The 22,423-nt window shown below is 43.3% G+C and carries 22 protein-coding genes; 5 read left to right on the plus strand and 17 right to left on the minus strand.

All coding sequences use genetic code 11. The annotated features are described in order from the left end of the window. Positions 1 to 156: 156 nt before the first annotated feature. The 9 genes from HYN59_RS11205 to HYN59_RS11245 all read right to left on the minus strand — a co-directional run bounded on the left by HYN59_RS11205 (position 157) and on the right by HYN59_RS11245 (position 8,542). The gene (locus HYN59_RS11205; RefSeq protein ID WP_108778339.1) at positions 157 to 900 is read right to left on the minus strand and encodes an acyl-[acyl-carrier-protein] thioesterase; all 744 of its coding nucleotides are present in this window, start codon (positions 898 to 900) and stop codon (positions 157 to 159) included. After that, positions 900 to 1,811, minus strand: a complete 912-nt coding sequence (gene miaA / locus HYN59_RS11210; protein ID WP_108778340.1) for a tRNA (adenosine(37)-N6)-dimethylallyltransferase MiaA — start codon at positions 1,809 to 1,811, stop codon at positions 900 to 902. The genes HYN59_RS11205 and miaA overlap by 1 nt, the downstream gene beginning before the upstream one ends. After that, complete coding sequence (locus tag HYN59_RS11215; RefSeq protein ID WP_108778341.1) at positions 1,811 to 2,620, minus strand: ion transporter; 810 nt, start codon at positions 2,618 to 2,620, stop codon at positions 1,811 to 1,813. The genes miaA and HYN59_RS11215 overlap by 1 nt, the downstream gene beginning before the upstream one ends. 31 nt (positions 2,621 to 2,651) lie before the next feature. After that, complete coding sequence (locus HYN59_RS11220) at positions 2,652 to 4,016, minus strand: exonuclease domain-containing protein (protein WP_108778342.1); 1,365 nt, start codon at positions 4,014 to 4,016, stop codon at positions 2,652 to 2,654. 94 nt (positions 4,017 to 4,110) lie between these two features. Further along, positions 4,111 to 4,773 (minus strand): YggS family pyridoxal phosphate-dependent enzyme, encoded by a 663-nt coding sequence (locus HYN59_RS11225; protein ID WP_108778343.1) that lies wholly within the window; start codon positions 4,771 to 4,773, stop codon positions 4,111 to 4,113. 84 nt (positions 4,774 to 4,857) lie between these two features. Further along, a complete protein-coding gene (locus HYN59_RS11230) occupies positions 4,858 to 6,072 on the minus strand; it encodes a DUF1015 domain-containing protein (RefSeq protein ID WP_108778344.1) in 1,215 nt (404 codons plus the stop codon). Positions 6,073 to 6,193: 121 nt separating this feature from the next. Further along, positions 6,194 to 7,078 (minus strand): 3-hydroxyacyl-CoA dehydrogenase family protein, encoded by an 885-nt coding sequence (locus tag HYN59_RS11235; protein WP_108778345.1) that lies wholly within the window; start codon positions 7,076 to 7,078, stop codon positions 6,194 to 6,196. A 13-nt stretch (positions 7,079 to 7,091) separates the two neighbouring features. Further along, a complete protein-coding gene (locus tag HYN59_RS11240; protein ID WP_146185925.1) occupies positions 7,092 to 7,415 on the minus strand; it encodes a hypothetical protein in 324 nt (107 codons plus the stop codon). Positions 7,416 to 7,573: 158 nt separating this feature from the next. Continuing rightward, positions 7,574 to 8,542 (minus strand): Gfo/Idh/MocA family protein, encoded by a 969-nt coding sequence (locus HYN59_RS11245; protein ID WP_108778347.1) that lies wholly within the window; start codon positions 8,540 to 8,542, stop codon positions 7,574 to 7,576. Positions 8,543 to 8,711: 169 nt separating this feature from the next. On the opposite strand from HYN59_RS11245, the gene HYN59_RS11250 reads away from it, so the two are divergent. The 3 genes from HYN59_RS11250 to HYN59_RS11260 all read left to right on the plus strand — a co-directional run bounded on the left by HYN59_RS11250 (position 8,712) and on the right by HYN59_RS11260 (position 10,610). Then, positions 8,712 to 9,359, plus strand: coding sequence for a protein-L-isoaspartate(D-aspartate) O-methyltransferase (locus HYN59_RS11250; protein ID WP_108778348.1), 648 nt, complete (start codon positions 8,712 to 8,714; stop codon positions 9,357 to 9,359). Positions 9,360 to 9,514: 155 nt separating this feature from the next. After that, positions 9,515 to 10,165, plus strand: coding sequence for a DUF1349 domain-containing protein (locus tag HYN59_RS11255; protein ID WP_108778349.1), 651 nt, complete (start codon positions 9,515 to 9,517; stop codon positions 10,163 to 10,165). A gap of 22 nt (positions 10,166 to 10,187) precedes the next feature. Then, complete coding sequence (locus HYN59_RS11260) at positions 10,188 to 10,610, plus strand: hypothetical protein (RefSeq protein ID WP_146185926.1); 423 nt, start codon at positions 10,188 to 10,190, stop codon at positions 10,608 to 10,610. Positions 10,611 to 10,648: 38 nt separating this feature from the next. Here HYN59_RS11260 and smpB read toward each other — a convergent pair whose 3' ends face one another. From smpB to HYN59_RS11275, 3 genes are all read right to left on the minus strand, one after another. Beyond that, the gene (gene smpB / locus HYN59_RS11265) at positions 10,649 to 11,104 is read right to left on the minus strand and encodes an SsrA-binding protein SmpB (protein WP_108778351.1); all 456 of its coding nucleotides are present in this window, start codon (positions 11,102 to 11,104) and stop codon (positions 10,649 to 10,651) included. A gap of 52 nt (positions 11,105 to 11,156) precedes the next feature. Further along, positions 11,157 to 11,606, minus strand: a complete 450-nt coding sequence (locus HYN59_RS11270; protein ID WP_108778352.1) for a SixA phosphatase family protein — start codon at positions 11,604 to 11,606, stop codon at positions 11,157 to 11,159. Between the two features lie 114 nt (positions 11,607 to 11,720). Then, positions 11,721 to 12,356: a hypothetical protein gene (locus HYN59_RS11275; RefSeq protein WP_108778353.1), complete on the minus strand. Its 636-nt coding sequence runs from the start codon at positions 12,354 to 12,356 to the stop codon at positions 11,721 to 11,723. A gap of 285 nt (positions 12,357 to 12,641) precedes the next feature. Here HYN59_RS11275 and HYN59_RS11280 point away from each other — a divergent pair, with 285 nt between their 5' ends. Further along, complete coding sequence (locus tag HYN59_RS11280) at positions 12,642 to 13,013, plus strand: hypothetical protein (RefSeq protein ID WP_108778354.1); 372 nt, start codon at positions 12,642 to 12,644, stop codon at positions 13,011 to 13,013. 17 nt (positions 13,014 to 13,030) lie between these two features. Here the strand turns inward: HYN59_RS11280 and HYN59_RS11285 are convergent, their stop codons facing one another. The 3 genes from HYN59_RS11285 to HYN59_RS11295 all read right to left on the minus strand — a co-directional run bounded on the left by HYN59_RS11285 (position 13,031) and on the right by HYN59_RS11295 (position 18,834). Further along, on the minus strand, positions 13,031 to 16,015 hold the full coding sequence (locus HYN59_RS11285) for an ELWxxDGT repeat protein (RefSeq protein WP_108778355.1): 2,985 nt from the start codon (positions 16,013 to 16,015) through the stop codon (positions 13,031 to 13,033). A gap of 89 nt (positions 16,016 to 16,104) precedes the next feature. Beyond that, positions 16,105 to 17,001 (minus strand): glycoside hydrolase family 16 protein, encoded by an 897-nt coding sequence (locus tag HYN59_RS11290; protein WP_245895549.1) that lies wholly within the window; start codon positions 16,999 to 17,001, stop codon positions 16,105 to 16,107. 36 nt (positions 17,002 to 17,037) lie between these two features. Continuing rightward, the gene (locus tag HYN59_RS11295) at positions 17,038 to 18,834 is read right to left on the minus strand and encodes a mechanosensitive ion channel family protein (protein ID WP_108778357.1); all 1,797 of its coding nucleotides are present in this window, start codon (positions 18,832 to 18,834) and stop codon (positions 17,038 to 17,040) included. Positions 18,835 to 18,954: 120 nt separating this feature from the next. Between HYN59_RS11295 and HYN59_RS11300 the strand changes: the two genes are divergently transcribed. After that, on the plus strand, positions 18,955 to 21,027 hold the full coding sequence (locus tag HYN59_RS11300; protein WP_108778358.1) for a M1 family metallopeptidase: 2,073 nt from the start codon (positions 18,955 to 18,957) through the stop codon (positions 21,025 to 21,027). Positions 21,028 to 21,095: 68 nt separating this feature from the next. On the opposite strand, the gene HYN59_RS11305 is transcribed toward HYN59_RS11300, so the two are convergent. Beyond that, a complete protein-coding gene (locus tag HYN59_RS11305) occupies positions 21,096 to 21,701 on the minus strand; it encodes a hypothetical protein (RefSeq protein ID WP_108778359.1) in 606 nt (201 codons plus the stop codon). An 84-nt stretch (positions 21,702 to 21,785) separates the two neighbouring features. Further along, positions 21,786 to 22,310 (minus strand): DUF7935 family protein, encoded by a 525-nt coding sequence (locus HYN59_RS11310; protein ID WP_108778360.1) that lies wholly within the window; start codon positions 22,308 to 22,310, stop codon positions 21,786 to 21,788. Positions 22,311 to 22,423: the final 113 nt, after the last annotated feature.

Raw genomic sequence — 22,423 nt, forward strand, 5'->3', positions numbered from 1 at the left:
ATATTGGGGCTTTTTATTTGTTTTTATACGAATTAGACAAATTCCACCAATTTCTATTGAAATACATACTGCTGTATCATTTCGACGGGAGCTTGCGGAGTGGAGAAATCTCACATCTATATATTACAGGAATAAATCCGCGTCATCCGCGTCCCCTTATTCTCTCCATTCCAACTCCAAAGCAAAGCAGGCTTTTCCGTCCTTATTTATTGTAAAATTATCCCGGCTGTCATCATTTCCTTTATGAATTTCAACTTTATCATTGAGCATCAATTCCTTCATATAGTTCATATCGAAAGCAGCAAGGCGGTTTTTCAGTATCGGCTTAGGGTCGATAGCATCCAGGCACCATTCGAGGTATTTTACGTTGTTGGCATGGAAAACAATATCAAGGTCGCTTAGTGTAACGGTGTGTCCTGTCAGCAGCTGCATTTCTCCCGTTATATCTATTTTTTTAAAAGATTCAATAGTAGCACGCCTTTCCGGAAATTTTTCAAAATGCTCGTGGGGGAGGGCAAGCGCTTCCGGCCTGCGCAGCTTCGTGTTGAATACCGCCCAAAACGTTTCTGAGCCTGCGATCTTTTTATCGCAAAGGTACATCTCCAAAGCGCGGATGGAACGCGACCCCTGCAGGTCATATATCCATGTTTTTACGGTAACTGTGTCGCGCCATTTGGGCAATTCGGCAATTTCCACCCGCATCCGGCTGAGTACCCATGCCTGGTCGTGCAGCTGCATATCGGTAAAGCTGAGCCCTCCCAGTTCGGCATGGTAACCTGCTGTGAGTTGTAAAAGGTTGCAGAGCTCGGTGTGTTTCAGCAGGCCGTTGGGCGTGCATTGCAGGAAATTGATTTCCCAGTCGTGCGAGTAAACCGATGTGAATTCAGGCGATATTGGCATTATAATTTCGTTTCTATATAGTTTATAATTTCTGTGGCGGGTGTGGTGAAGTCAAACCATGCTGCCGCCTCATTGCGCTGGAACCACGTCATCTGCCTCTTGGAGAACCGGCGCGTATTCTTTTTTATTTCTTCCAATGCAAAATCTAACGTAAACTCCCCGTCGAAGTGACTGAACAGTTCGCGGTAACCTACTGTTTGCAGGGCATTCAGCTTTTTATGCGGATAAAGCGCCTTGGCTTCTTCAACAAGCCCGGTAGCCGCCATAATGTCCACACGTTCGTTAATGCGGGCATACATCGTGGCCCTATCGGCTTCCAGCCCTATGACAATCGGAATAAAGTTACGGTTATTCTTTTTTATATTCAGGAAAGAGGAGTAGGGCTTGCCCGAACCAATGCTCACCTCCAGCGCCCTCATGAGGCGTTGCGGATTTTCTTTGGCGACATTTTCATAATGTACAGGATCGAGCCTTTTGAGCTCCTCCTGAAGATAGCGGATGCCCTGTTTTTCATAATTGCCTATGAGCGCTTCACGCACCGACGGGTCAATATCAGGAAAATCATCAAACCCTTTCAGCACAGCATCGATATAAAGGCCCGAACCGCCCACCATTACCGCAAGATCATTGGTTTGATACAATTCATCGAGCTTCGCAATGGCTTCCCGCTCAAAGTCGCCTACGGTATACTCGTCGAAGATGCTGATGTGCTGTATAAAATGATGCCTGGCGGCCTCCAGTTCGTCTTTTGACGGTACAGCGGTGCCTATAGCCATCTCTTTAAAGAACTGCCTGCTGTCGGCCGAAATGATATCGCAATTAAAATGCTGTGCGATCTTTATCGCCATAGAGGTCTTGCCGATCGCTGTCGGCCCAATGACCGTAATAAGGTATTTTGGCGAAGTTTCCATTAGTTGAGTTTATAGCCACAGTTGTAGCAGTATTTGGCATCGTCACGATGGTGGTGGGCATTGCAGTTGTGGCACACCTGCGTGTTCTCAGGCGTTTTTTCGTTGATGAATTGCGCCGTAACCAAACCCGTAGGCACGGCGATGATACCGTAGCCCAATATCATGATCAGCATCGAAACAAACTGCCCGATAGGTGTTGCAGGTGTAATGTCGCCAAAGCCCACTGTGGTAAGCGTTACAATAGTCCAGTAAATGCTGACAGGTATGCTGGTAAAGCCGCTTTCAGGGCCTTCAATCATGTACATCAGCGTACCGAGGATAATGCAAAGTACGATAACGCTGAAGAGGAATACGGCTATCTTTACCCTGCTTTTTTTTAACGCGGCAACCAGTTGATCTGAAGCGCCCACAAAATGAGTAAGCTTTAATATTCTGAAAATGCGCAGCAGGCGGATGGCCCTGATGGCGATGAAAAAGCCCGTCCCCGGAAAAAACAGGCCGATATATTTGGGGAGTGTAGCCAGCAGGTCTATAATTCCATAAAAGCTAAAAACATACTTCCACGACTGCTTCACGGCAACGATACGGGCAATGTATTCGAGTGTAAAAAAAATAGTGATTACCCATTCGGCGATGCCCAGCTCATAGCCATATTTTATTTTGATGGATGCCACGCTTTCCAGCATTACGGCTACCACACTGATGAGTATGATCACAATAAGGCTCAGGTCGAAAAATTTCCCTGCGGGTGTGTCGGCCTCATAGATTATGGTATGGAGCTTCTTCCTGAAATTTTCCGGTAGGATCATGTAAGTTGTTTTTATAAAAATAATAAATCTCTTAGAAACGTACTATTTTTAAAGCTTTCTTTTTGTGGATATAGTTCTGGATGATCTTCTTTACATCCCTGTTATCTTCCATTGGAACTATTATATTTTTCAGTATCTCGAGGTTATGCACCTGGTAGTTCAGGTTAAAGAAAGCATAGCCTTTGTACACGCCATCTTCTATAAGTACAGCGCTGCGCTCATCTACGGCGCGGCCCCTGTCTATGATGGCCATCGTCTGGTTACTGAAACTGTTATTATTGATGAATTCCATCACGCGAAGGTTGTAGTCTTCCGGAGATTCTTCGCCCATGCAGGCGCCATTGCAGCCCTCCAGTTCATAAGGGAAGCAATGTCCCTTAGCCGACGGGTCCATGCCATTTATCTTCTGGCACAGCCTGTATTTTTCGGTTATGGTAAACAGCGCACTTTTCCCCTCTACTGGGCCGGGGAAAGAAATGATCTCTTTTTTCCGGTTGTCAGTTTTCTGGAGACGGAGCGCAATGTAGCCGTTAGGGTCTTTTTCGGCATAAATAGCCCATGGGAATATCGTTTTCTTCTGTGCAGTATTATAAACGGGCTTGTTGGTTTTTATGGCGCTGCATTCTTTCAGCAGGGCTATGAGTTCGCTGCCGGTCTCTTCGTAGTTTACGGTAAAAGCCTGCTTCTGTATCTTTTTCGATTTCGAGGATGACCCTGTAAAATGCTGGTTCACCCTTTTTTTGATGTTACGGCTCTTGCCGAGATAAATCATGTCGCCATTTTCCTTATGGATGTAATACACGCCTGTAACCGATGGTATACCGTCCAGCAGGTCCATCAGCTTTGGCGCCATGCCTTTTTTAACCTCGGTTTTTACGAGGCTTTTCAGTATTTCTTTCTCGACATCTTTTTCCAGCAAAAGCTTAAAGAGGTGCACGGTTGCCAAGGCATCGCCGGTGGCACGGTGCCTGTCGGTCATAGGTATGCCAAGGGCGCGCACGAGCTTACCAAGGCTGTGAGACGGTTGTTCCGGGAGTAATTTCTGCGAAAGCTCTACAGTGCAAAGCGTTTGTTTCTCGAAGTTGTAGCCCAGGTTCCTGAATTCGGTTTGTAGTACGCGGTAGTCAAACTGGGCATTGTGCGCCACAAGGATGCAGCCATCGGTAATCTCTATGATGCGTTTTGCCACTTCATGGAATTTCGGTGCGCTGCGCAGCATGGCATTGTTGATGCCGGTAAGCTTTACCACAAAGGGCTGTATGGGTTTTTCGGGGTTTAAAAGGCTTATGAACTGGTCAACGATGTCATGCCCGTCGTACTTATATATGGCAATCTCGGTTATCCCTTCTTCATTAAACTGGCCCCCTGTCGTTTCTATGTCAAGTATTGCGTACAAAGATCTGGTATATAATTTTAATGCTTAAAGATACAAAGTTCGGGAAATTAAACCATACTGTACATCCAAATAAACAAATTGCCAAATAACAGGATTAACGGCTGCCAAAAATACTGCTGCCTATGCGTACCATAGTGCTTCCACATTCAATGGCAATTTGGTAATCTCCGCTCATACCCATAGAAAGGATTTTCGGTTGATAGTTGTCGGTTGACGGTTTCCTACTCAGACCGTCAAAAATGGTCTTGAGGTGTGTAAATTCCTTACGAACCTGATTTTCATCTTCTGTAAAAGTTGCCATACCCATAAGCCCGGTAATACGGATGTTCTTCATTTGCTTAAATTCTTCCGAATCTAAGAGGTCTGTGAGTTCGTCCTTATCCAACCCGAACTTAGTATCCTCTTCGGCAATATGCATTTGCAACAGGCAGTCGATAATGCGGTTGTGCTTTTTGGCCTGTTTATCAATTTCCGCTAATAGCTTCAGGCTGTCCACACCGTGCACAAGGCTTACGAAAGAAGCCATATACTTTACTTTATTGCTCTGCACGTGGCCTATCATATGCCATTGGATGTCCTTAGGCATTTCCTCATACTTGGAAGCCATTTCCTGTATCTTGTTCTCCCCAAAAATGCGCTGCCCGGCATTATAGGCTTCCATAAGGTCGGATACAGGCTTGGTCTTGCTCACCGCTACCAAAGTAACATGGGGCGGGAGGGATGATTTTATTTGGTTGAGGTTATTCGCTATTGACATTTTCTATTCATTTATTTGATAAAGACAAACTCATTTGCAATCAGCACTTAGCTTCGGACTTCCGACATCAGACAAAAAATAAATCTATATCTCATACACCACCAGCCCGCTCCGGATCTTCGGCTCAATATACGTACTTTTCGGTGGCATGATCAGGTTATTGTCAGCCAAATGCTTTATCTCCTCAATGCTCGCTGGGAACAACGTGAAACCGACTTCATATTCGCCTTCGTCTACCATTTGCTTTATGACAGTTACAGGTTTGCTGCCTGGGATGTATTCTATGCGGCTGTCGTTTCTCAGGTCGGTTATGCCTAACAGTGGGTGCAGCACTTTTTCATACAATATCTGTGCATCTAAAGCTTCAAACACCGAATTGAAACTGGTTTCTTTTAAATAAAGTGCATAAAACTCACCATCAAGGTACATCCCGAATTGGAATTTTGCTTCCGGCTTCCAAAGCTGCTGGCCTTTATTCTCAATAGTAAAATCTGATGAAAGCGCTTTCAGGAACTGTTCTTTCGAAAGACCGTTCAGGTCATGTATAATGCGGTTGTATTCGTATATCTTCAGGTCGTTCTCCGAAATAAGGAAGCTCATGAAATAGTTGAGGTTCTCATTACCCGAAGGTTTGTCTTCCTCATATAGCATCTCTGCCGAAGCCGAACGGTGGTGGCCGTCAGCGATATACAGGCTTTCCATTGCCTCAAATTTTTCCTGCAGCCATCGTATATCTTCCTCATCTTTTATCCGCCACAGCGTATGCTTATCGCGGTTCAGGGAGGAGAACAGGTATAACGGGCGCTTGTGTTTTTTAGCAGTGATCCACGATTCAAGGTCAGTATCTTCTGGATATGTTACAAGCACCGGTTCGGTATTAAAACCCGTCTGGTGCAGGTAGTCCTTAAAATATTCTACGCGATAGGGCAGGGTGTCCTCATGCTTTTTTATGACATTATTTTTATAATCGTCTATCGCTGTCCCGGCAATGATCCCTGTAAAGATGCGGCTCCTGCTCTGTATTTCATACAAATAAAAAACCGGTTGGGTTTCTTTTTGCAATACCTGTTCGTCTTTAAACTCCTCATATCTTGTCCGTACGGCCTTAAAGCGCGTTGCCGTGGATATCTTTAGTTGGTTCACATACGCAGGGTTCAGCACATGCAGGAAAGAGAACGGGTTATAGTCCAGCTGTGAAGCAAGCTCCGCCGGGGTGTACTCATCATACGAGCGCGATGGCACCAGTGCTACTTTATCACGCGCCGGGCGTACTGCTTTGAATGGGATTATTTTTGCCATATCTTTTCGACCTGCAAGGTTTTCAAAACCTTGTAGGTCTTAATTAAGTTAGAAATAAGATCCATGTATTAAACCTACAAGGTTTTGAAACCTTGCAGGTTGTACTGCAAACTGTGACTGCCTACTTCTTATAAGCTACTTTCTCCGCTTTCTTGCTTTCCGAGTAGTCATAGAAGCCCTCACCGCTCTTCACGCCCAGCTTACCTGCGCGTACCATGTTCACCAATAACGGGCATGGCGCATATTTAGGATTCTTAAAGCCGTCGTACATTACATTAAGGATAGAAAGGCATACATCAAGGCCAATAAAATCAGCAAGCTGCAACGGCCCCATCGGGTGTGCCATGCCAAGCTTCATTACGGTATCGATCTCATAAACACCGGCAACACCATTGTATAAGGTCTCTATCGCCTCATTGATCATCGGCATTAATATGCGGTTAGCCACAAATCCCGGGTAATCGTTCACTTCTACAGGAACTTTACCCAATTTTTCAGAAAGATCCATAATGGTTTTGGTCACCTCATCCGATGTGTTGTAGCCGCGGATGATCTCAACCAGCTTCATGATCGGCACCGGGTTCATAAAGTGCATGCCTATCACTTTGTCCTGCCTTGTGGTTACGGCTGCGATCTGCGTGATCGAGATAGAGGAAGTGTTGGTAGCCAGTATGGTTTTTTCGTCGCAAAACTCATTCAGGTCTTTAAATATCTTTAATTTAAGGTCTACGTTTTCCGTAGCGGCTTCCACAACCAGGTCAACGTTTACCACGCCATCTTTAATATCAGTATAAGTAATGATGTTGCCAATGGTCTTCGCTTTGTCCTCTTCCGTGATAGACCCTTTTGCCACCATCCTGTCCAGGTTGGCTGCAATGGTCGCCATCCCTTTATCAAGCGATTTTTCAGATACATCAATAAGTTTTACACTAAATCCGCTTTGCGCGAAAGTATGGGCAATACCATTACCCATTGTTCCTGCGCCTATTACAGCTATGTTTTTCATTTTTTAAGTATGTTTAGTTTGTTTGTTTCTTTTGTAAAGCGTCTTTTACCTCGCTTGTAATTGTTGTATTCACATTGCCAAGATCCGTTAAACAGTTTTTTGAGAATTGTAATATTTCTTCGAAGTTGGAATGATAAAAACTTGAAGATTTGGCTATCCTTACCTTGCCTTTTATCAGGTATAAATTAGTACAGCCTGAAACTTCAGATGTTTGAAATCCGGTTAAAATTTTTATGGGATAGCGTTCTTCTTTACCCAGTCCAAGATACCTGCGGATTTTAATTTCGTTATTACCGAAATCTATTTTTATTAGTTTGTCTCTTAGTTCGATCAACATAAAGATCCAGATGACGAGGAGCAGAATGCATACAAACACTCCTGCTTCTTTTGAAGTGAAGGTTGAATCCAGATCATATAACACTGAAATTAGCAACGCAGGAATACCTAAAACTAAAATTAGTGGTAATGCGACTGTATATTTTAATCGCGTTTTTATCATCTATTCTTCGAAGCCTCAATGATCCTGTAAGCAATCCGCAATGCTTCCGCACCATCTTCCAGAGTTACCACCGGGGTAGTATCGTTATTGATGGCATCGGCAAACGTTTCCAGTTCGTCAAGGATGGCATTGTTCGCCTGCACATCCGGGTTGTCGAAATAGATTTGCTTTTTCACACCCTCGGCATTTTGCAGTATCATGTCGAAATCGCCCGGTACTTCAGGTGCATCCTTCATTTTTACCACCTCGCATATTTTATCAAGAAAGTCAACAGAGATATAGGCATCCTTTTGGAAGAACCTCGATTTGCGCATGTTCTTCATCGAAATGCGGCTCGATGTGAGGTTAGCCACACAGCCGTTCTCGAACTCGATGCGGGCGTTGGCAATATCCGGCGTATCGCTAATAACCGACACCCCACTGGCATTAATATTCTTAACAGGCGATTTCACAACGCTCAATATCACATCGATGTCGTGTATCATCAGGTCAAGGACCACAGGCACATCCGTTCCCCGAGGGTTGAATTCCGCAAGGCGGTGCGTTTCAATGAACATTGGGTTCTCGATCATGTTTTTAGTAGCGATAAAAGCCGGGTTGAACCGTTCCACATGGCCTACCTGCCCTTTAACATTGTGCTCCTTAGCCAGCCGCATGATTTCCTCGGCTTCCTCCACCGTGTTGGATATCGGCTTTTCCACAAACACGTGCCTGCCTGCCATGATAGCCTCTTTGGCACAATCGTGGTGCGACAGGGTAGGGGTTACGATATCCACTACATCTACAGCGGCAATAAGTTCGCTTATGGTATCGAATTTTTTGTAGCCGAATTCATTGGAAACTTTATCAGCATTTTCGCTGTTAGGGTCATAAAAACCAACAAGCTCATATTTTTCAGACTGGTTGAGCAAACGCAGGTGAATCTTTCCGAGATGCCCTGCGCCTAATACGCCAACTTTAAGCATAAGGTATATATTTTTAACAAAAATAGCATTATTTGGTTGGATATTCCAAAAAGACGGTGCCAAAAAACCGCTTTAAATTTATGGGATTATTAATGTGCCAAATCCTGTTTTTTGGCCTGCAAATACCGAAAATGTTTTCTATTTTTACGGCAACTAATACAAGCAGGAATTGAAAGATACAGCCAAACATCAGGGACTTCGCAATCAGTTGGTAAGCGTTTTGGAACAAAAAGGCATTACCGATAAAAATGTTTTGGCCGCCATCAAAAAGATACCGAGGCACCTTTTCCTCAACTCCTCGTTTGAGGATTATGCCTACCAGGACAAAGCTTTCCCGATAGGGGCAGGGCAAACCATTTCACAGCCGTATACTGTGGCTTACCAGTCGCAATTGCTGGAGGTCGAGAAAGACCATAAAGTATTGGAAATAGGCACCGGGTCGGGCTACCAGACCGCAGTGCTGTGTACCATGGGCGCAAAGGTATATAGTGTAGAGAGACAGAATGAGCTATTTAAAACCACCTCATTATTATTGCCTAAACTTGGCATCCGCCCCAAGCACCTTTCCTTTGGGGACGGTTATAAAGGGTTGCCAAATTTTGCTCCTTTCGACAGCATCATCGTTACCGCAGGAGCGCCGATGATCCCCAAGCCGCTTATGGCGCAATTGAAAATAGGGGGCAGGCTCGTGATACCCGTAGGTGGCGAAAATGAAGCCCAGATAATGACGCTTCTCATTAGAAAAAGCGAAACACAATTTGAAAAGCATGAGCTGGGGAATTTCAGGTTTGTGCCGCTGCTGGAGAATAAGAATTGATTTTAAGGAACGCGGATGACGCGGATTGGGAGGATTTCCACAGATTTTTCTAAGAGAAATTACAGCTGTTCCCGCTGTTTCTTTGTAGAGGCGTTGCACTGCAACCTCTGAAGATTCGCACAAACTTCCTATCTTTACATTGTTAACCTACAACAATGAAACAATTCTTCTCCGGTTTAGTGCTAATAGCGGTGGCCCAATTCACATCGGCGCAGAGCCTTGACAAGATGCAATGGTTCAACGAGCCGGCACAATGGCAGATAAAAGACAAAAGCCTCATCATGCAGGTAACCCCAAAGAGCGATTACTGGAGGATATCCCATTACGGGTTTACCGTTGATGATGCACCCTTTTATTATACCACCTATGGCGGCGAGTTTGAAGCTAAAGTAAAGATTACCGGAGCTTACAAAGCCCGCTTCGACCAGATGGGCCTGATGCTGCGTATCGACCAAAAGAATTACATCAAGACAGGCGTGGAGTTTGTCGATGGAAAGTTTAATATCAGTACAGTAGTGACGCATGACAAAAGTGACTGGAGCGTGACCACACTGGATAAAGCGCCACCGTTTGTCTGGATAAAAGTAGTGCGAAGGCTTGATGCGGTTGAGGTATTCTATTCGTATGATGACAAGACCTGGATAATGACCCGCAATGCGCCATTGCAGGACAATACCCCGGTAATGGTTGGACTGATGGCTGCCTGCCCGGATGGCAATGGCTTTGAAGCGAAATTCGAGAACTTCTCTGTAAAGCATTTACCGGATCAAAGGAGATTGGAGTGGTTGGAGGAGCATAAGGATTAGATATACAATAATGTAGAAATATATGAGTGTCAGAATTTTTATCTTCTCATGTTTTTTGTTATTGGGATGTAAGCCTCTGGAATGGGAAAATACACAATATACAAAAAACTGTTTCTACAGAGAAAATGGCTACATATTCCTGAATTTTTATAATTCAGCCGATAAGGATATATTTGTTTCCGAAATTTCTGTCCCGCTTAATAAGGATTTTACATTAATTGACCATTACTATAAAATAAAGAGTGATGCTTTATATATGCGTACGCCTGATGAAAATGATGTTTCAATTTCGGATGTAAGGGAACCGAATATAAAAATTATTAGAGATAGTATTGAAATTAAGAAAGGTAAAAACTATAAGAGAGTTTTTAAGCTTAATAAGGATTTTAAAACTATTGTATTTAAAAACGGTGATGATAGTTTTATTCTTGAAAACTGTAATTAAAAGTAGTCTGCTAATAAAAAAAAGAGGCTTCCGGCCCCTTATTTATATATTTTCTTTATCCTGTCTAAATCCCTTTTGGTATCGCGTTCCTTCATGGTTTCGCGCTTGTCGTAGTTCTTCTTACCTCGGCAAAGGCCTATTTCCAGCTTGGCGATCCCTTTTTCGTTGGTGAACATCCGGAGGGGGATTATGGTAAGTCCCTGGTTCTGCACACTTTTATGAAGGCTTTTCAGTTCCTTTTTGTTCAGAAGCAGTTTGCGCTCGCTTTTAGGCTTGTGGCTAAAGCTGCGGCTAAAAGCATATTCCTCTATATTGGTGTTGATGGCAAACAACTCATGCCCCTGGAATTCGCAAAAACTTTCGGCAATAGAGGCCTTCCCCAAACGGATGGATTTTATCTCAGAGCCGGCCAGCACAATGCCCGCGTCATAGCGTTCCAGTATCTCATAATCGAACCGGGCCCTTTTGTTTAGTATGTTAACCGTTTTTTGCATAGGGATGCAAAATTACACATAATAGTTTAAAGCAGCAACAGGCTGCCTTTGATTATAATTCTTCAATTTGTATATCAATTACCTTTCCGTTCTCTACATTTACCATATATAACCTGCCAAATTCATCCTCAGGGATATCGCTGTATTCATCCTTGCCTGTCAGGCGGTTGATATAACCGGGGATGGTATTGCTGTGGCCAACGATAAGTACAGCGCTATTTTCATGTTTCTTTATTATGGCTGCCAAATCCATGTCGCGCGGGCTGTATTCTATAGGTTTCATGTTTAGCGCGTCTGCCAATGGTTGCGCTGTTTCCCTTGTACGGTTGTACGGCGTTGTATATATTGCTTGAATGCGATTGGCAACAAGGTATTCCATCCAACGCACTGCACGCTCCTTACCGGCCTCCGAAAGGTGTGTATCAGCAGAAGTATCGGCCTTTTCGGCGTGACGTATCAGGTAAATAGTAGTATAGGTGTCCTGTGCGGATGTTATCGTCATAAACAATAGTGTTGCAATTATGTAAAAGCTTTTCGTCTGTTAGTAGCAAAAGCTTCTGTAAGTTACAGGGTTTGGTCTTTAAGTCTAACAATCTAACAATCTAACAATCAAAATCTATTTACACGTCGCTTCATAAATATCCACGATCCTTTCAAACTCGGTATTTTTCAGGTCGGCCTTTTTCAGTTCCTCCACAAATTGCGGGCAGGTATCCTTGAAGTTGAAATCCACTACCTGGTATAAGTTAAAGCCCGTCATAAAGGTCAGGTCCGATTGCCATATGCCTATTGCAAACGCAAAATCCTCATCGCCGCGCTGCATATAATAGGCTTCCGACTGGTATCGGGTATTGTTAATTCCCGCCATGCTGTTCCCGCTCAGGGAGCCTTTTAGGAATCGCACGCCATAAATTGTGATCCTACCTTTTTTAATGATACGCGCCACCGATTTTTTCGAGTCAAGGTTAAACGATTTTGGGTTCAGGATCTTGTTGTTGCCCAGGATGATCGTGACATAATCTTCCATCACACCGTCAGCATTGGCCATCTGGAAGCTTTTCACCTCTTCGGTTTTAAACTTTTCTTCCTTAGCTTTTTCACTGGTTTTGAATATTACTTTACTCAGCTTCCCGCTGGGTTCTTCAATAAGGCCGGTTTTGGTTGTGCCGTTCGTAAAGGTTATCGTGCCGGGATAAAATTCGGCGAATGCCATAAAAGGCAGTAACAGGCAAAGCAGTAGCAGTTTTTTCATAGTGTATATTGGTTTTTTACGAAAATACATATTTTTTTGTCAGGAGCGGAAAGGCTTGCGCATTTTTGCGGGCGTTATTCCCGCCTTGCGCTGTATCTCCCTTCCTGCGGTCGGGAGGATGCCGCTTCAGTCGGGGCTGGGAGGGAAGCATAGTTTTTATCTGGAGCGAACCATCTAACAGTCTGCTATCTAAAAATCTATATATAACAATCCTTTACGTAATGTTAATCTATTTCGCGGTTACCTTTCTGCCATGTAACTTTGCCGCATAAAGGATATAATGCGATGGAGACTTTAAAAACTACGTTATTTCTCATACCCGGCGGACGCGAACTGGCACTTCCCGAAAATACAACACGGTTCAGGGAGGCCATGAAACAATCCATAGCCGGCCGTACTGCCAAAATACTAATGCTTGCCGACAGGTCGCTCATACCCGAGGCCGAAATACAAAAACTTGCCAAATACAAGAATGTGCTTGCAATCGACTCCAATGAGATCTTTACGAAGGAAGAAGCATGGGCTATAGCTTACGAGCTTCAGGCCGATAATTACCTGCCCGCCATAGCCGATGCAGGCTTTGACTTCCAGGTCATACAGATGCAGCCGGTAGCGGTTAAATATGAGGATTTTGAGATGTTGGAGAAGTATATGTAAACCAAGAAGAATCTTATTTAGTTATGGATTACTTTAACAGATTCGGTTGATCTGTCTGTTTTGATTCTGACTATGTATATTCCTTTTGATAGTTCCGAAATGTCCACATTGTATTGAGGAATGTCAACATTTTTACTAAAAACATGCTTTCCTGTAAGATCATAAATTTCCACAGATCTTATAATAGAATTATCTCTTAAGCTTAGTGTAAATTTATCTTTTGCCGGATTAGGATAAATTGTAATATTACCGGAAAGGGAAGTGCTTTTTGGATCTGTCTCGTTTCGGCTCAAAATATTGCTAATGCCCGCGGCATATAATTCACGCCCACCTTCCAAAGTTGTCCCTTCAACATATATAATGTCATTTGCAATACCTAATATACCGGACAAGCCTATATTACCTACACCAAAATCGGGATGGTTATTAACAATAACTTCAATTTGGGTAGGGGCTGTAGGCCCATAGCCATTGCTAACCCATATTGTGGTTGGATGGCCATAATGCAAATAGAATAAATTATTATCCTGGCATGTAAACTCTTTGAGTCCTTGTAAAGATCCGGTATTGTCTACCAAAACTGTACCATCTGTTGTACCATCTGTTCGCCATAATTTATCTCCTGTTTCACTACCGGTAGTTGTACCTATTACAAAATACACATAATCCCCGCATGATTGTAAATATTGAATATTCCCCATCCCCACCGCTTCAGTCACAAGACCACCTTTTACCAAAGTAGTGCCTGTAACAGTTCCATCAGATTTAAATAATGAAAGACCTGTTCCAGTATAAACCGAAAAATAAATATTACCGTCATGAATACAAGTTTCTCTAAACTGGCTCGTAGTTGAATCGTCGTTATAAGTGCCAAGGAGTTGGGTACCTGCTTGTGTACCATCAGTACTCCATAATTTATTATTAATTGCAAAGAAAAATTTATTTTCAATATTTTCCAAAATTACAGGTTCAGAAGAGGTAGTGACAACTTTAACAGTACCTTCTTCTGTACCATCAGTTTTCCAAATAGCCTCTCCGGTTGAATCTTCAGCTACAAAAAAAAGAAAATTGTTGATTACAGCATAATTCTTATTCTGAATATTAAGATAATTTGAAGCTGTTAATCCGGATGAGGAACCGGGATAAATATCTTTAACCATATAAGTTCCCGCTTCAGTGCCGTCACTCCGCCATAATTCATTACCGTGAACCTCATCATTCGCTTTAAAATAATAAACACCATTATATTCCATTGAATAAGTTGCATCGCCAATAGAACCGGCAGTTCCGGGTCTTATATCTTTCACAAGCTGCGAACCGGCTTCTGTACCATCGGTGCAAAAAATTTCATATCCGGTCTCAGATTTTCGTCCTTTATAGAATAATTTATTTCCTGCTTTTGTAAAAGCTTTTTCAGGCCAGCTATACTCATCCCAAAATGCAATTGGGCCATTTTGGGGATTTTGCTGCATTACTATATGGGTTCCGGAAAGAGTCGCGTCGGTTATAAAAGGTTGAAGCCCATACTCACCGTCACTTCCCAAAAATACCATTTTATCATTCATAGGATAAGCTGTTTTAGCTGCACCTCCTGTCAGACCGGAGTACTTATGAAAAATATCTTTTACTAAAACTGTATTAACGATCGTACCATCAGTTTTCCATAATTCCATACCTCCTGATACTCCTTTACTGGCAGGAAAATATATTGTATTTCCCACTGGTATGAAACGAAGTTCACCCGAACTATCTCCTGTAAGGTCTAAGTTGTTTAACTGATTTGTACCTGTTGGAGTACCGTCACTTACCCATGGTGCAGGAAAAGTCGAGGTTGCGCTGGAAGCGAAAATTAAAAAATTTTCTGTTGCTGACAGTTCATAAATATTACTGCTTAAATTTCTCACTAATTGGGTGCCTGCAACTGTTCCATCAGTCTTCCATAATTGCTTGTAGCCATAAAAACTATCGCCTGCGGTGAAATACGCGACGTTGTCAAACATTACAAATTGAGAAAATGTGGTAAATCCATCCTGCGCCTGATTTATTTGTCTTAATAGACTTGTTCCTACTAATGTTCCATCAGACTTCCATAGTTGAGTTGATCCGGATTGATATGTAATCATGAATACAAAATAGTCGTTAATTGCAATTCCATCAAAATTAGATGAAACCCCATTTGTTCCGGGCACGAACTCCTTAAATAATTGAGTTCCTTCTGTAGTTCCGTTGCTTTTCCACATTTCACTTCCAACTATGTTATTAAATGCAATGAAATAGAAATCATTACCCAGAACTATTGATTTTCCAAAAGTAGAACTTCCTGAACCTGTGTAAATATCACGAAGCATAAAAGTACCTTCCGGTGTTCCATCCGATTTCCACATTTCATAACCATGTGTTGTATCTCTTGCTGTAAAATAAATAGCATTGTTGCAGCTAAATATATTTGAAATATCACTGCCCCCGGCACCTTCATAGATATCTTTTATCATTATTGTACCTGATTCGGTTCCATCGCTCTTCCACAATTCCTTTCCATTAATATTATCATATCCTATAAAATAAATTGTTCCATTTAAAGCAACTAATTCTCTTACCTGGTCGTTAACAGATTCAGGAGCAAAGTTTTTAATCATATAAGTACCTTCTGCAGTTCCATCGCTTCTCCATAAAGCCCCTCCATTTGCCATATTCGGAGTAGTCACAAAATATAAAATATCCCCTATTACAGTAAAATATGGGTAGTTATCTATTGATGGTTCATAACCCGGATTAATATCTTTTACCATAGAAGTTTCACCTGTTATAAGATCATGAATCCATAATTCCCTTCCATGGATATCTTCTGTAGCAGAAAAAAATATTTTAGTTGTACCTTTAGTGATATCTTTCGGATTGCTATCACCTGCAAAATTTAATTCAAGAAGCTCAGCGTTGATTGATTGTGCGGTTAATTTTGAAAGCGACAAAATCGTTAGCAAAGAAAATAATAATTGTTTCATTTTAAATCTTATAATTAAAGAAGAGAGCGAAATTACTTTTTATTTAGCCTAATACAAAAGAAATTATTCTTAAGATTATTATTGTGAGCTTACTTCGTCACCTTCACCCAGTCCACATACACCTTCGCGTTCCCTTTTTTAATATCATCCACTGTGCTTTGCGGAATGCCGTTATAGGGCGTTTTCACCCCGTTGATCTTGGCAGGATAAGCACCACCCAGCGCAAAATTCAGTATAAGGAAATGCGGCTTATTGAACACCCACGGGCCGTAATTGTTAACTATAGGCTTAGTAACACGGTAAAACAATTTGCCGTCTACTTTAAATAGTATCTCATCCTCCGTCCAGTCCGCTGAATAAATATGCCAGTCGGCCACATCCGTACCGTCAAAGTAAACTTTATTCACCAGGTGCGTATCGCCAAAATAACCGGGGCCGTGCATGGCGCAGCCTACCCAGTCGGGCTCGCCTACATATTCCATGATATCTATCTCGCCGCAATCGGGCCATTTGCCCTGTGCTCCCAAAGCCCAAAAAGCAGGCCAGTAGCCACTTCCAAGAGGCATCTTGATGCGTGCCGCCATAGAGCCATAGGTAAACTCTTTTTTTCCGCGCGAATCCATTCGCCCCGATATAAAGTCGAACTTTTTGCCATTCTCTGCGAGGTAGCCGGGACTGTACAAGGCTTTTATCACGAGCGCACCGTTCTCAGCGCCTTCAACATTTTTATCCAGATAAAGCGTAGCGGTAGAATCGGCATAGGCCTGCTGCTCATTGTTCACGAACACATCGGTACGTGGTGTCCAGTTGGCAGTATCGATAGCAGTGCCGGAAAAATCATCAAAGAAAACAATGTTCTCCTTTTTATCAGTTGGTTTTTCTTCACGGGAAGATGTTTTGGCGGAGTCTTCTTTTTTATTGCAGGAGACAGCAAATGCGATAAGCATTGCGCTCAACGGCAATGCTTTGTGTAGTGTATTGGGCATAGATGTTTGTTTTGGAATGACCAAGGTAAGGAATTTTTATTTACGGAGGTTTACATTGGAACCCTGGCTGTCAGGCTCTTCCTTCACTACACTTCCTTCTGGCGGGTAAGTAATTGTATCTTTAATTTTTTCCACCTGTGCGGGGTCAAACTTCGGCAGCTGCATCTCGCCATTTTCCCGCCAGTTATGAACAATATCTGTTACATTCGCGGCTTTTTCGGAGTCGAACAGGTCTTTTGGCGTGTAGCCCATTTGTGTAGGTATGGCAAAGAAAGTCCCGCTTTGGGCTACCACATCCATCATGCGCAACAGTAAGTCTTCGTGTATTTCCTGGGCGGTATCCCAATTGGGCGCCTCAACATACGAATACACTTCAACTTTTAATGAGCTTGAATGGATTCCCGTAAAGCGTACTATGGGTGGTGTATTGATCACTTTCGGGTGCGCATAAAGGATAGCCCGCAATTCGACTAAAAGGTACCGCATCTGGTCGGGCGTGGTCTCAATCCTGAAATAAAATACAGGATTGAACTGGAACCGGTCGCGATGTGCAAAATTCTCAATTTTACTGGAGGCAAAATCGCCATTCGGTACGGTAACAACGGTTCGTGCGGCCGTCCGTAGCCGTGTAGAGCGCATCCCGATAGATTCTACCGTTCCTGAAATATCGCCTATTTTGCACCAGTCGCCTACGCGTATGGGCTGGTCGGCAATAAGGGTAACGCTGCCCACAAAGTTTTCCATGGTTTTTTGCGCACCCAGCGCCAATGCGATACCGCCAATACCCAGTGCTGCAATCCAGGTGGTTACATCAAAACCCAATGCGCCAAGCACCGCAATAATACCAAATACTACGATAGCTATTTTTGCAGTACGCCGCAGGAACATAATGATAGAGATGGCCGAAACCCGTTTACGTGCAGTCATCCGGTCTTTGGTGTAGATGCTCACCAGGTCGGCAATGCGCCACAACAACATCAGGAACGAAACGATGCCAATGGTTACAGTGATTACGCTGAACCGCTGCCTGACGATGATCGAGATTCCTACGTCCTGCGATATGGCGACAAATATCCATACGGCCAAGTATAAGCGAAACGGAAGCCCGAACGCTTTTATCACAAGGGCTGTTTTTTCTTCCCGGGCTTTCTTCCAGAGAGCACGGATCAATAAGCTTATCAGCGAGATTATTGCCCACGAAACCAGGTAAGCGATCATGATAAGCACCACCACAGCGAGCCAGTGTCCGACAGGGACACCACCCAGGCGGCGCTCTTTCAGTACGTCGGGCAATACTTTGTCTATTATAAGGTCACTGTCTACATTAATGCTCAATACATCCTCTACTGTTTCAGCAGAAAACTGCCACAGGGCAGGCTGGTCAGGTGCCGCAGTATTCTTTACGATAAGGTTAATGGTTTCCCCAGCGGCGGTTATGCTGCCTATCAGGTCGCTGCCATCGGCAATTTTGTCCTCATCGGTACGCCCGGTTTCCTTGTTGCTGATAAACCCATAAGGCTGTATATCCCCGCTCTGGTCCAGCAACCTCTGGAAAATGGTTACGATTCGGATGCGCTCTGCCTCCTTGCGGTAGGTGCGTTTGGTAAGTTCCAGGTACTGGCTGGCCTTTACATAATCGGCCTCCCCAATCGCGCTGATAAACCCTTCCACAGTGCCTCGCGGGGTGCGTCTTCCTAATGAGTCCTTTGGTGTTTCGGCAACTGCATCCGCAGGTTTAGCAGATGTTCCCGGTAATAGCTGGGCATTGGCAGAAAGAGCCATCATGAACAGCAATACGATGAGATAAAATTTTTTATAACGTAAAGTAATCATAGTGTACGATTTTTCAGCATTTAAAATTAAAAAATCAATAAGGGTAATGAACGCTATTTAACGTTACATTCTGAAAATAAAATCCATGCAATTGTGTAGTTTTGTGCAAACACTGTTTTCATGAGATATTTCTTTTTCCTTTTGATATCCGCATTCGCATTTGCACAGCAAAACAAAAAGGTTGACTTCAAAACCATGGATGCCAGCCTTTCCTTTGACATCCCCCAAAAGAAAGTGATGGGTACGGTAAAATACACGTTTGAAGTATTCGATAAAAAGACGGATACCATTTATATCGATGCCCGCAACATGAAGTTCAGCAACGTAAAAGTGAATGGCAAAAAGAAAACAGGCTGGGTGGCTTCGGCGACTGCCTTAAAACTTTTCAAAGGCTATAAGAAAGGTAAAAATACGGTTGAATTCAATTATGAAGTACAGCCAAAACAAACACTATATTTCGTAAAAGACGGCAACCGCGACCAGATATGGACACAGGGACAGGGCAAATACACGAGCCACTGGCTACCGAGCTTTGATGATGTGAATGAGAAGGTTATTTTCAATATGACGGTGCTTTACCCGGATGGTGCTACTGTACTGGCAAACGGCGAATTAAAAGATAAATCCAAAGACGGCAGCCTGCAAAAGTGGCATTACGAAATGGATAAGCCCATGAGCAGTTACCTCGTCATGCTGGCCATTGGTACTTTTGAAAAAAAGTCGGAATTATCTGCGTCCGGCACGCCGCTGGAATATTACCTGCGCCCTGAAGACCGCGATAAATACGGCCCGACCTATCGTGACAGTAAGCGAATATTTGATTTCCTTGAAAAAGAAATAGGGGTAAATTACCCATGGGGCATTTACCGCCAGGTGCCGGTGCTCGATTTCCTGTATGCCGGGATGGAAAATACCACCTCGACTATTTTTGCACAGGATTTTGTGGTGGATGAAACCGGCTTTAACGACCGCACCTATATTAATGTCAATGCCCACGAGCTGGCTCACCAGTGGTTTGGCGACCTTATCACTGCCGAAAGTGGGAAGCACCACTGGCTGCAGGAAGGCTTTGCGACTTATTATGCGCTCCTTGAAGAACGGGAGCTGTACGGCGAGGACCATTTCAATTACGAGCTGTACCAGATGGCCGAGCGATTGCAGCAGGCCGCAAAAACCGATACCATTCCGGTAATGAACGAAAAGGCAAGTGTGCTGTCGTTCTACCAGAAAGGGGCCTGGGCCCTGCATGTACTTCGCGAAGGGATAGGGCATGAGGCTTTCAGGACGGCTGTAAAAAATTATCTTGAAAAATACGCTTTCAGTAATGTAAATACCGACGAATTCCTTGCAGAAATAAATAAGGTTTCTGCATATGATACCAATGCATTCAAAAAGCGCTGGCTCGAAAAAGGCGGGTTTGAAGTTCAGGAAGCATTGGAGCTACTGAATAAGAGCCAATTCATGCAATTGTACCTCCGACTCGGCGACCTTGGCGATAAGCGGTTTGCCGAAAAGAAGCCCATATACCTGCAGATCCTGCAATCCGACCAGTTTTATCCTGTAAAGGAAGAAGTGCTCTTCCAGACGGCTGAAGTCCCTTTTGATGAAAAAGCCGAACTGGTTCGCTATGCCATGAAAACAGGTGATATAAAGCTGCGCCAGGCGGTAGCGCGCACGGTGACTACAATACCAAAGGATTTTGTGGAAGAATATATCACGCTGCTAAATGACAATTCCTATATCACCAAAGAGATCGCGTTGAATGTACTTTGCAGCAAATTTCCCGAAAGGCAAGCAGAATTCCTGGATAAGTCGGATGGGTGGATAGGCTTCAACGATAAAAACCTGCGTATTCTTTGGCTGGCGCTGGCTTATGGCGCAAAAGACTACCGTGTTGCCGATAAGGAGAATTTCTATGCAGAGCTTTTGGAATATTCCTCGCCAATGTATGAAAGCACAGTACGGCAAAATGCACTGGCCAACCTGCTGTATCTTGCCAAACCCGACCCGGTTATGCTCCAAAACCTTGTAAATGCAGCCAGCCACCACAAATGGCAATTTGTAAAGTTTGCCAAAGATAGCATCAGAGGATTGCTTAAAAAACCTGGCTACAGGGCACAGTTTGAAAGCCTGCTGCCATCATTACAGGAAAGCGACAGAAGAAGGCTGGAAGGATTGCTGGCGGAGAAGTAGATATTGGATTAGATGTTGGATTATTGGACTTTCAAACTGTCCTCAAAGTCAACTAAAAATCCAATAATCTACTTCTCGATCTTAATACTCTTAATTAAAGCCTCAAATTCTTTACTATTGTCTTCCTCACCGAAGCCATCAGTAAAGGTAAGCTGGAAATAAAATTCATTATGCGGTATCACATACGTCCTGCTGCGCACCTTATATTCTACGCCGGCTTGCGTTTTCATAGAAAATTTCCCGCTGAAGTAAAGGCTTTTAACCTTGTTTATCTTTATTTCCTGAGGCTCGTCAATATATTCATAGCCGGAATGCAGGTCTTTAAAGCTATTCGCGCTTTTGATGACGTATGACTTGAATACCTCGAAGTCTTTGTTCTTCTTTTCCCTTACGTTTACCTGTATGGCAGGAATCAGCCCGCCGTGGGTCATGGGATCATATTTGTAAAAGGACATCAGGAGAAGGGAGCCCTTATGGTCACTAATGATCTTTAAGAGCTTTGCATTGTCAAGGTCGAGCTTGTTAAGGTTTTGCTTGAGGTCATCGTTATTGGCCCATATCCATCCTGCAGGCTCATCCATAGAAAAGCCGTATGCCTTGTTCTCATATCGTGTAGTCTGAGCTTTTGCAGCTGTAAAGAAAAGCACTAACCCGATAAGTAAAAATTTTTTCATAGTAAGGGGATTTTTACATGGCAAACATAAATAAAAAAAGCATCTGTTACGATGCTTATAATTTTCAGGATACTAAACTGGGTGTTAGTTCCATAGATCCGATACCTCATTTTTAAGTTGTGCAATACCTACACTGCTTGGGCTTTGCTTATCGAATAGGTTTTTCAGTAATGTTTCGCGCAGGTCCTGTGCAGTGGTTACAGAGGCGTCTGCTGCGGCTTTGCGTATCATCTGTATGGTCGCATTCTTGGCAGTGGTTACAATATCCCAGCTTTCAGAAGAGATGTAGATTTGCTGTGAAAGGTTATGCTCGTACTCAATCTCGATTTGAGAAACGAGGTAATCTTCATAATCACGCTTGTCAGATGATTGTGGCGCTACACGTATAAGTATTTTAGCAGGATTGATGCGCTCCAGGAAAAGTACAAGCCTTTCGAAAGCCTGAAGGCGCAGCGGAAGTGCACTTTTCTGGGCTTCTTTATGGATAAGGTAGCGGCGGCGGCCTTCCTCATTTTTGGTATGCATACTCAAAAAGTAATAGGCAACGCCGCCCGTTATAATGGCAGGCAGTGTATAAGCCAAAAGCTCAATGATCTTGTTGAAATCCATAGTATGTCGATTTGTGGTATTATTATGAAATGCGAATTTAAGAAATAAACAGTACTTTTCCATATAGTAATATACTGACGATTTTCATGTGTTTTTGTAACATAACAGTGATA

It is taken from the genome of Flavobacterium album, assembly GCF_003096035.1.
GTDB classification, from domain to species: domain Bacteria; phylum Bacteroidota; class Bacteroidia; order Flavobacteriales; family Flavobacteriaceae; genus Flavobacterium; species Flavobacterium album.

Bases quoted from the DNA above. Each gene is read 5' to 3' on its own strand.
- HYN59_RS11205 (WP_108778339.1), bottom strand. From the start codon at position 900: ATGCCAATATCGCCTGAATTCACATCGGTTTACTCGCACGACTGGGAA.
- miaA (WP_108778340.1), bottom strand. From the start codon at position 1,811: ATGGAAACTTCGCCAAAATACCTTATTACGGTCATTGGGCCGACAGCG.
- HYN59_RS11215 (WP_108778341.1), bottom strand. From the start codon at position 2,620: ATGATCCTACCGGAAAATTTCAGGAAGAAGCTCCATACCATAATCTAT.
- HYN59_RS11225 (WP_108778343.1), bottom strand. From the start codon at position 4,773: ATGTCAATAGCGAATAACCTCAACCAAATAAAATCATCCCTCCCGCCC.
- HYN59_RS11230 (WP_108778344.1), bottom strand. From the start codon at position 6,072: ATGGCAAAAATAATCCCATTCAAAGCAGTACGCCCGGCGCGTGATAAA.
- HYN59_RS11235 (WP_108778345.1), bottom strand. From the start codon at position 7,078: ATGAAAAACATAGCTGTAATAGGCGCAGGAACAATGGGTAATGGTATT.
- HYN59_RS11240 (WP_146185925.1), bottom strand. From the start codon at position 7,415: ATGTTGATCGAACTAAGAGACAAACTAATAAAAATAGATTTCGGTAAT.
- HYN59_RS11245 (WP_108778347.1), bottom strand. From the start codon at position 8,542: ATGCTTAAAGTTGGCGTATTAGGCGCAGGGCATCTCGGAAAGATTCAC.
- HYN59_RS11255 (WP_108778349.1), top strand. From the start codon at position 9,515: ATGAAACAATTCTTCTCCGGTTTAGTGCTAATAGCGGTGGCCCAATTC.
- HYN59_RS11260 (WP_146185926.1), top strand. From the start codon at position 10,188: ATGAGTGTCAGAATTTTTATCTTCTCATGTTTTTTGTTATTGGGATGT.
- smpB (WP_108778351.1), bottom strand. From the start codon at position 11,104: ATGCAAAAAACGGTTAACATACTAAACAAAAGGGCCCGGTTCGATTAT.
- HYN59_RS11270 (WP_108778352.1), bottom strand. From the start codon at position 11,606: ATGACGATAACATCCGCACAGGACACCTATACTACTATTTACCTGATA.
- HYN59_RS11275 (WP_108778353.1), bottom strand. From the start codon at position 12,356: ATGAAAAAACTGCTACTGCTTTGCCTGTTACTGCCTTTTATGGCATTC.
- HYN59_RS11280 (WP_108778354.1), top strand. From the start codon at position 12,642: ATGGAGACTTTAAAAACTACGTTATTTCTCATACCCGGCGGACGCGAA.
- HYN59_RS11285 (WP_108778355.1), bottom strand. From the start codon at position 16,015: ATGAAACAATTATTATTTTCTTTGCTAACGATTTTGTCGCTTTCAAAA.
- HYN59_RS11290 (WP_245895549.1), bottom strand. From the start codon at position 17,001: ATGCCCAATACACTACACAAAGCATTGCCGTTGAGCGCAATGCTTATC.
- HYN59_RS11295 (WP_108778357.1), bottom strand. From the start codon at position 18,834: ATGATTACTTTACGTTATAAAAAATTTTATCTCATCGTATTGCTGTTC.
- HYN59_RS11300 (WP_108778358.1), top strand. From the start codon at position 18,955: ATGAGATATTTCTTTTTCCTTTTGATATCCGCATTCGCATTTGCACAG.
- HYN59_RS11305 (WP_108778359.1), bottom strand. From the start codon at position 21,701: ATGAAAAAATTTTTACTTATCGGGTTAGTGCTTTTCTTTACAGCTGCA.
- HYN59_RS11310 (WP_108778360.1), bottom strand. From the start codon at position 22,310: ATGGATTTCAACAAGATCATTGAGCTTTTGGCTTATACACTGCCTGCC.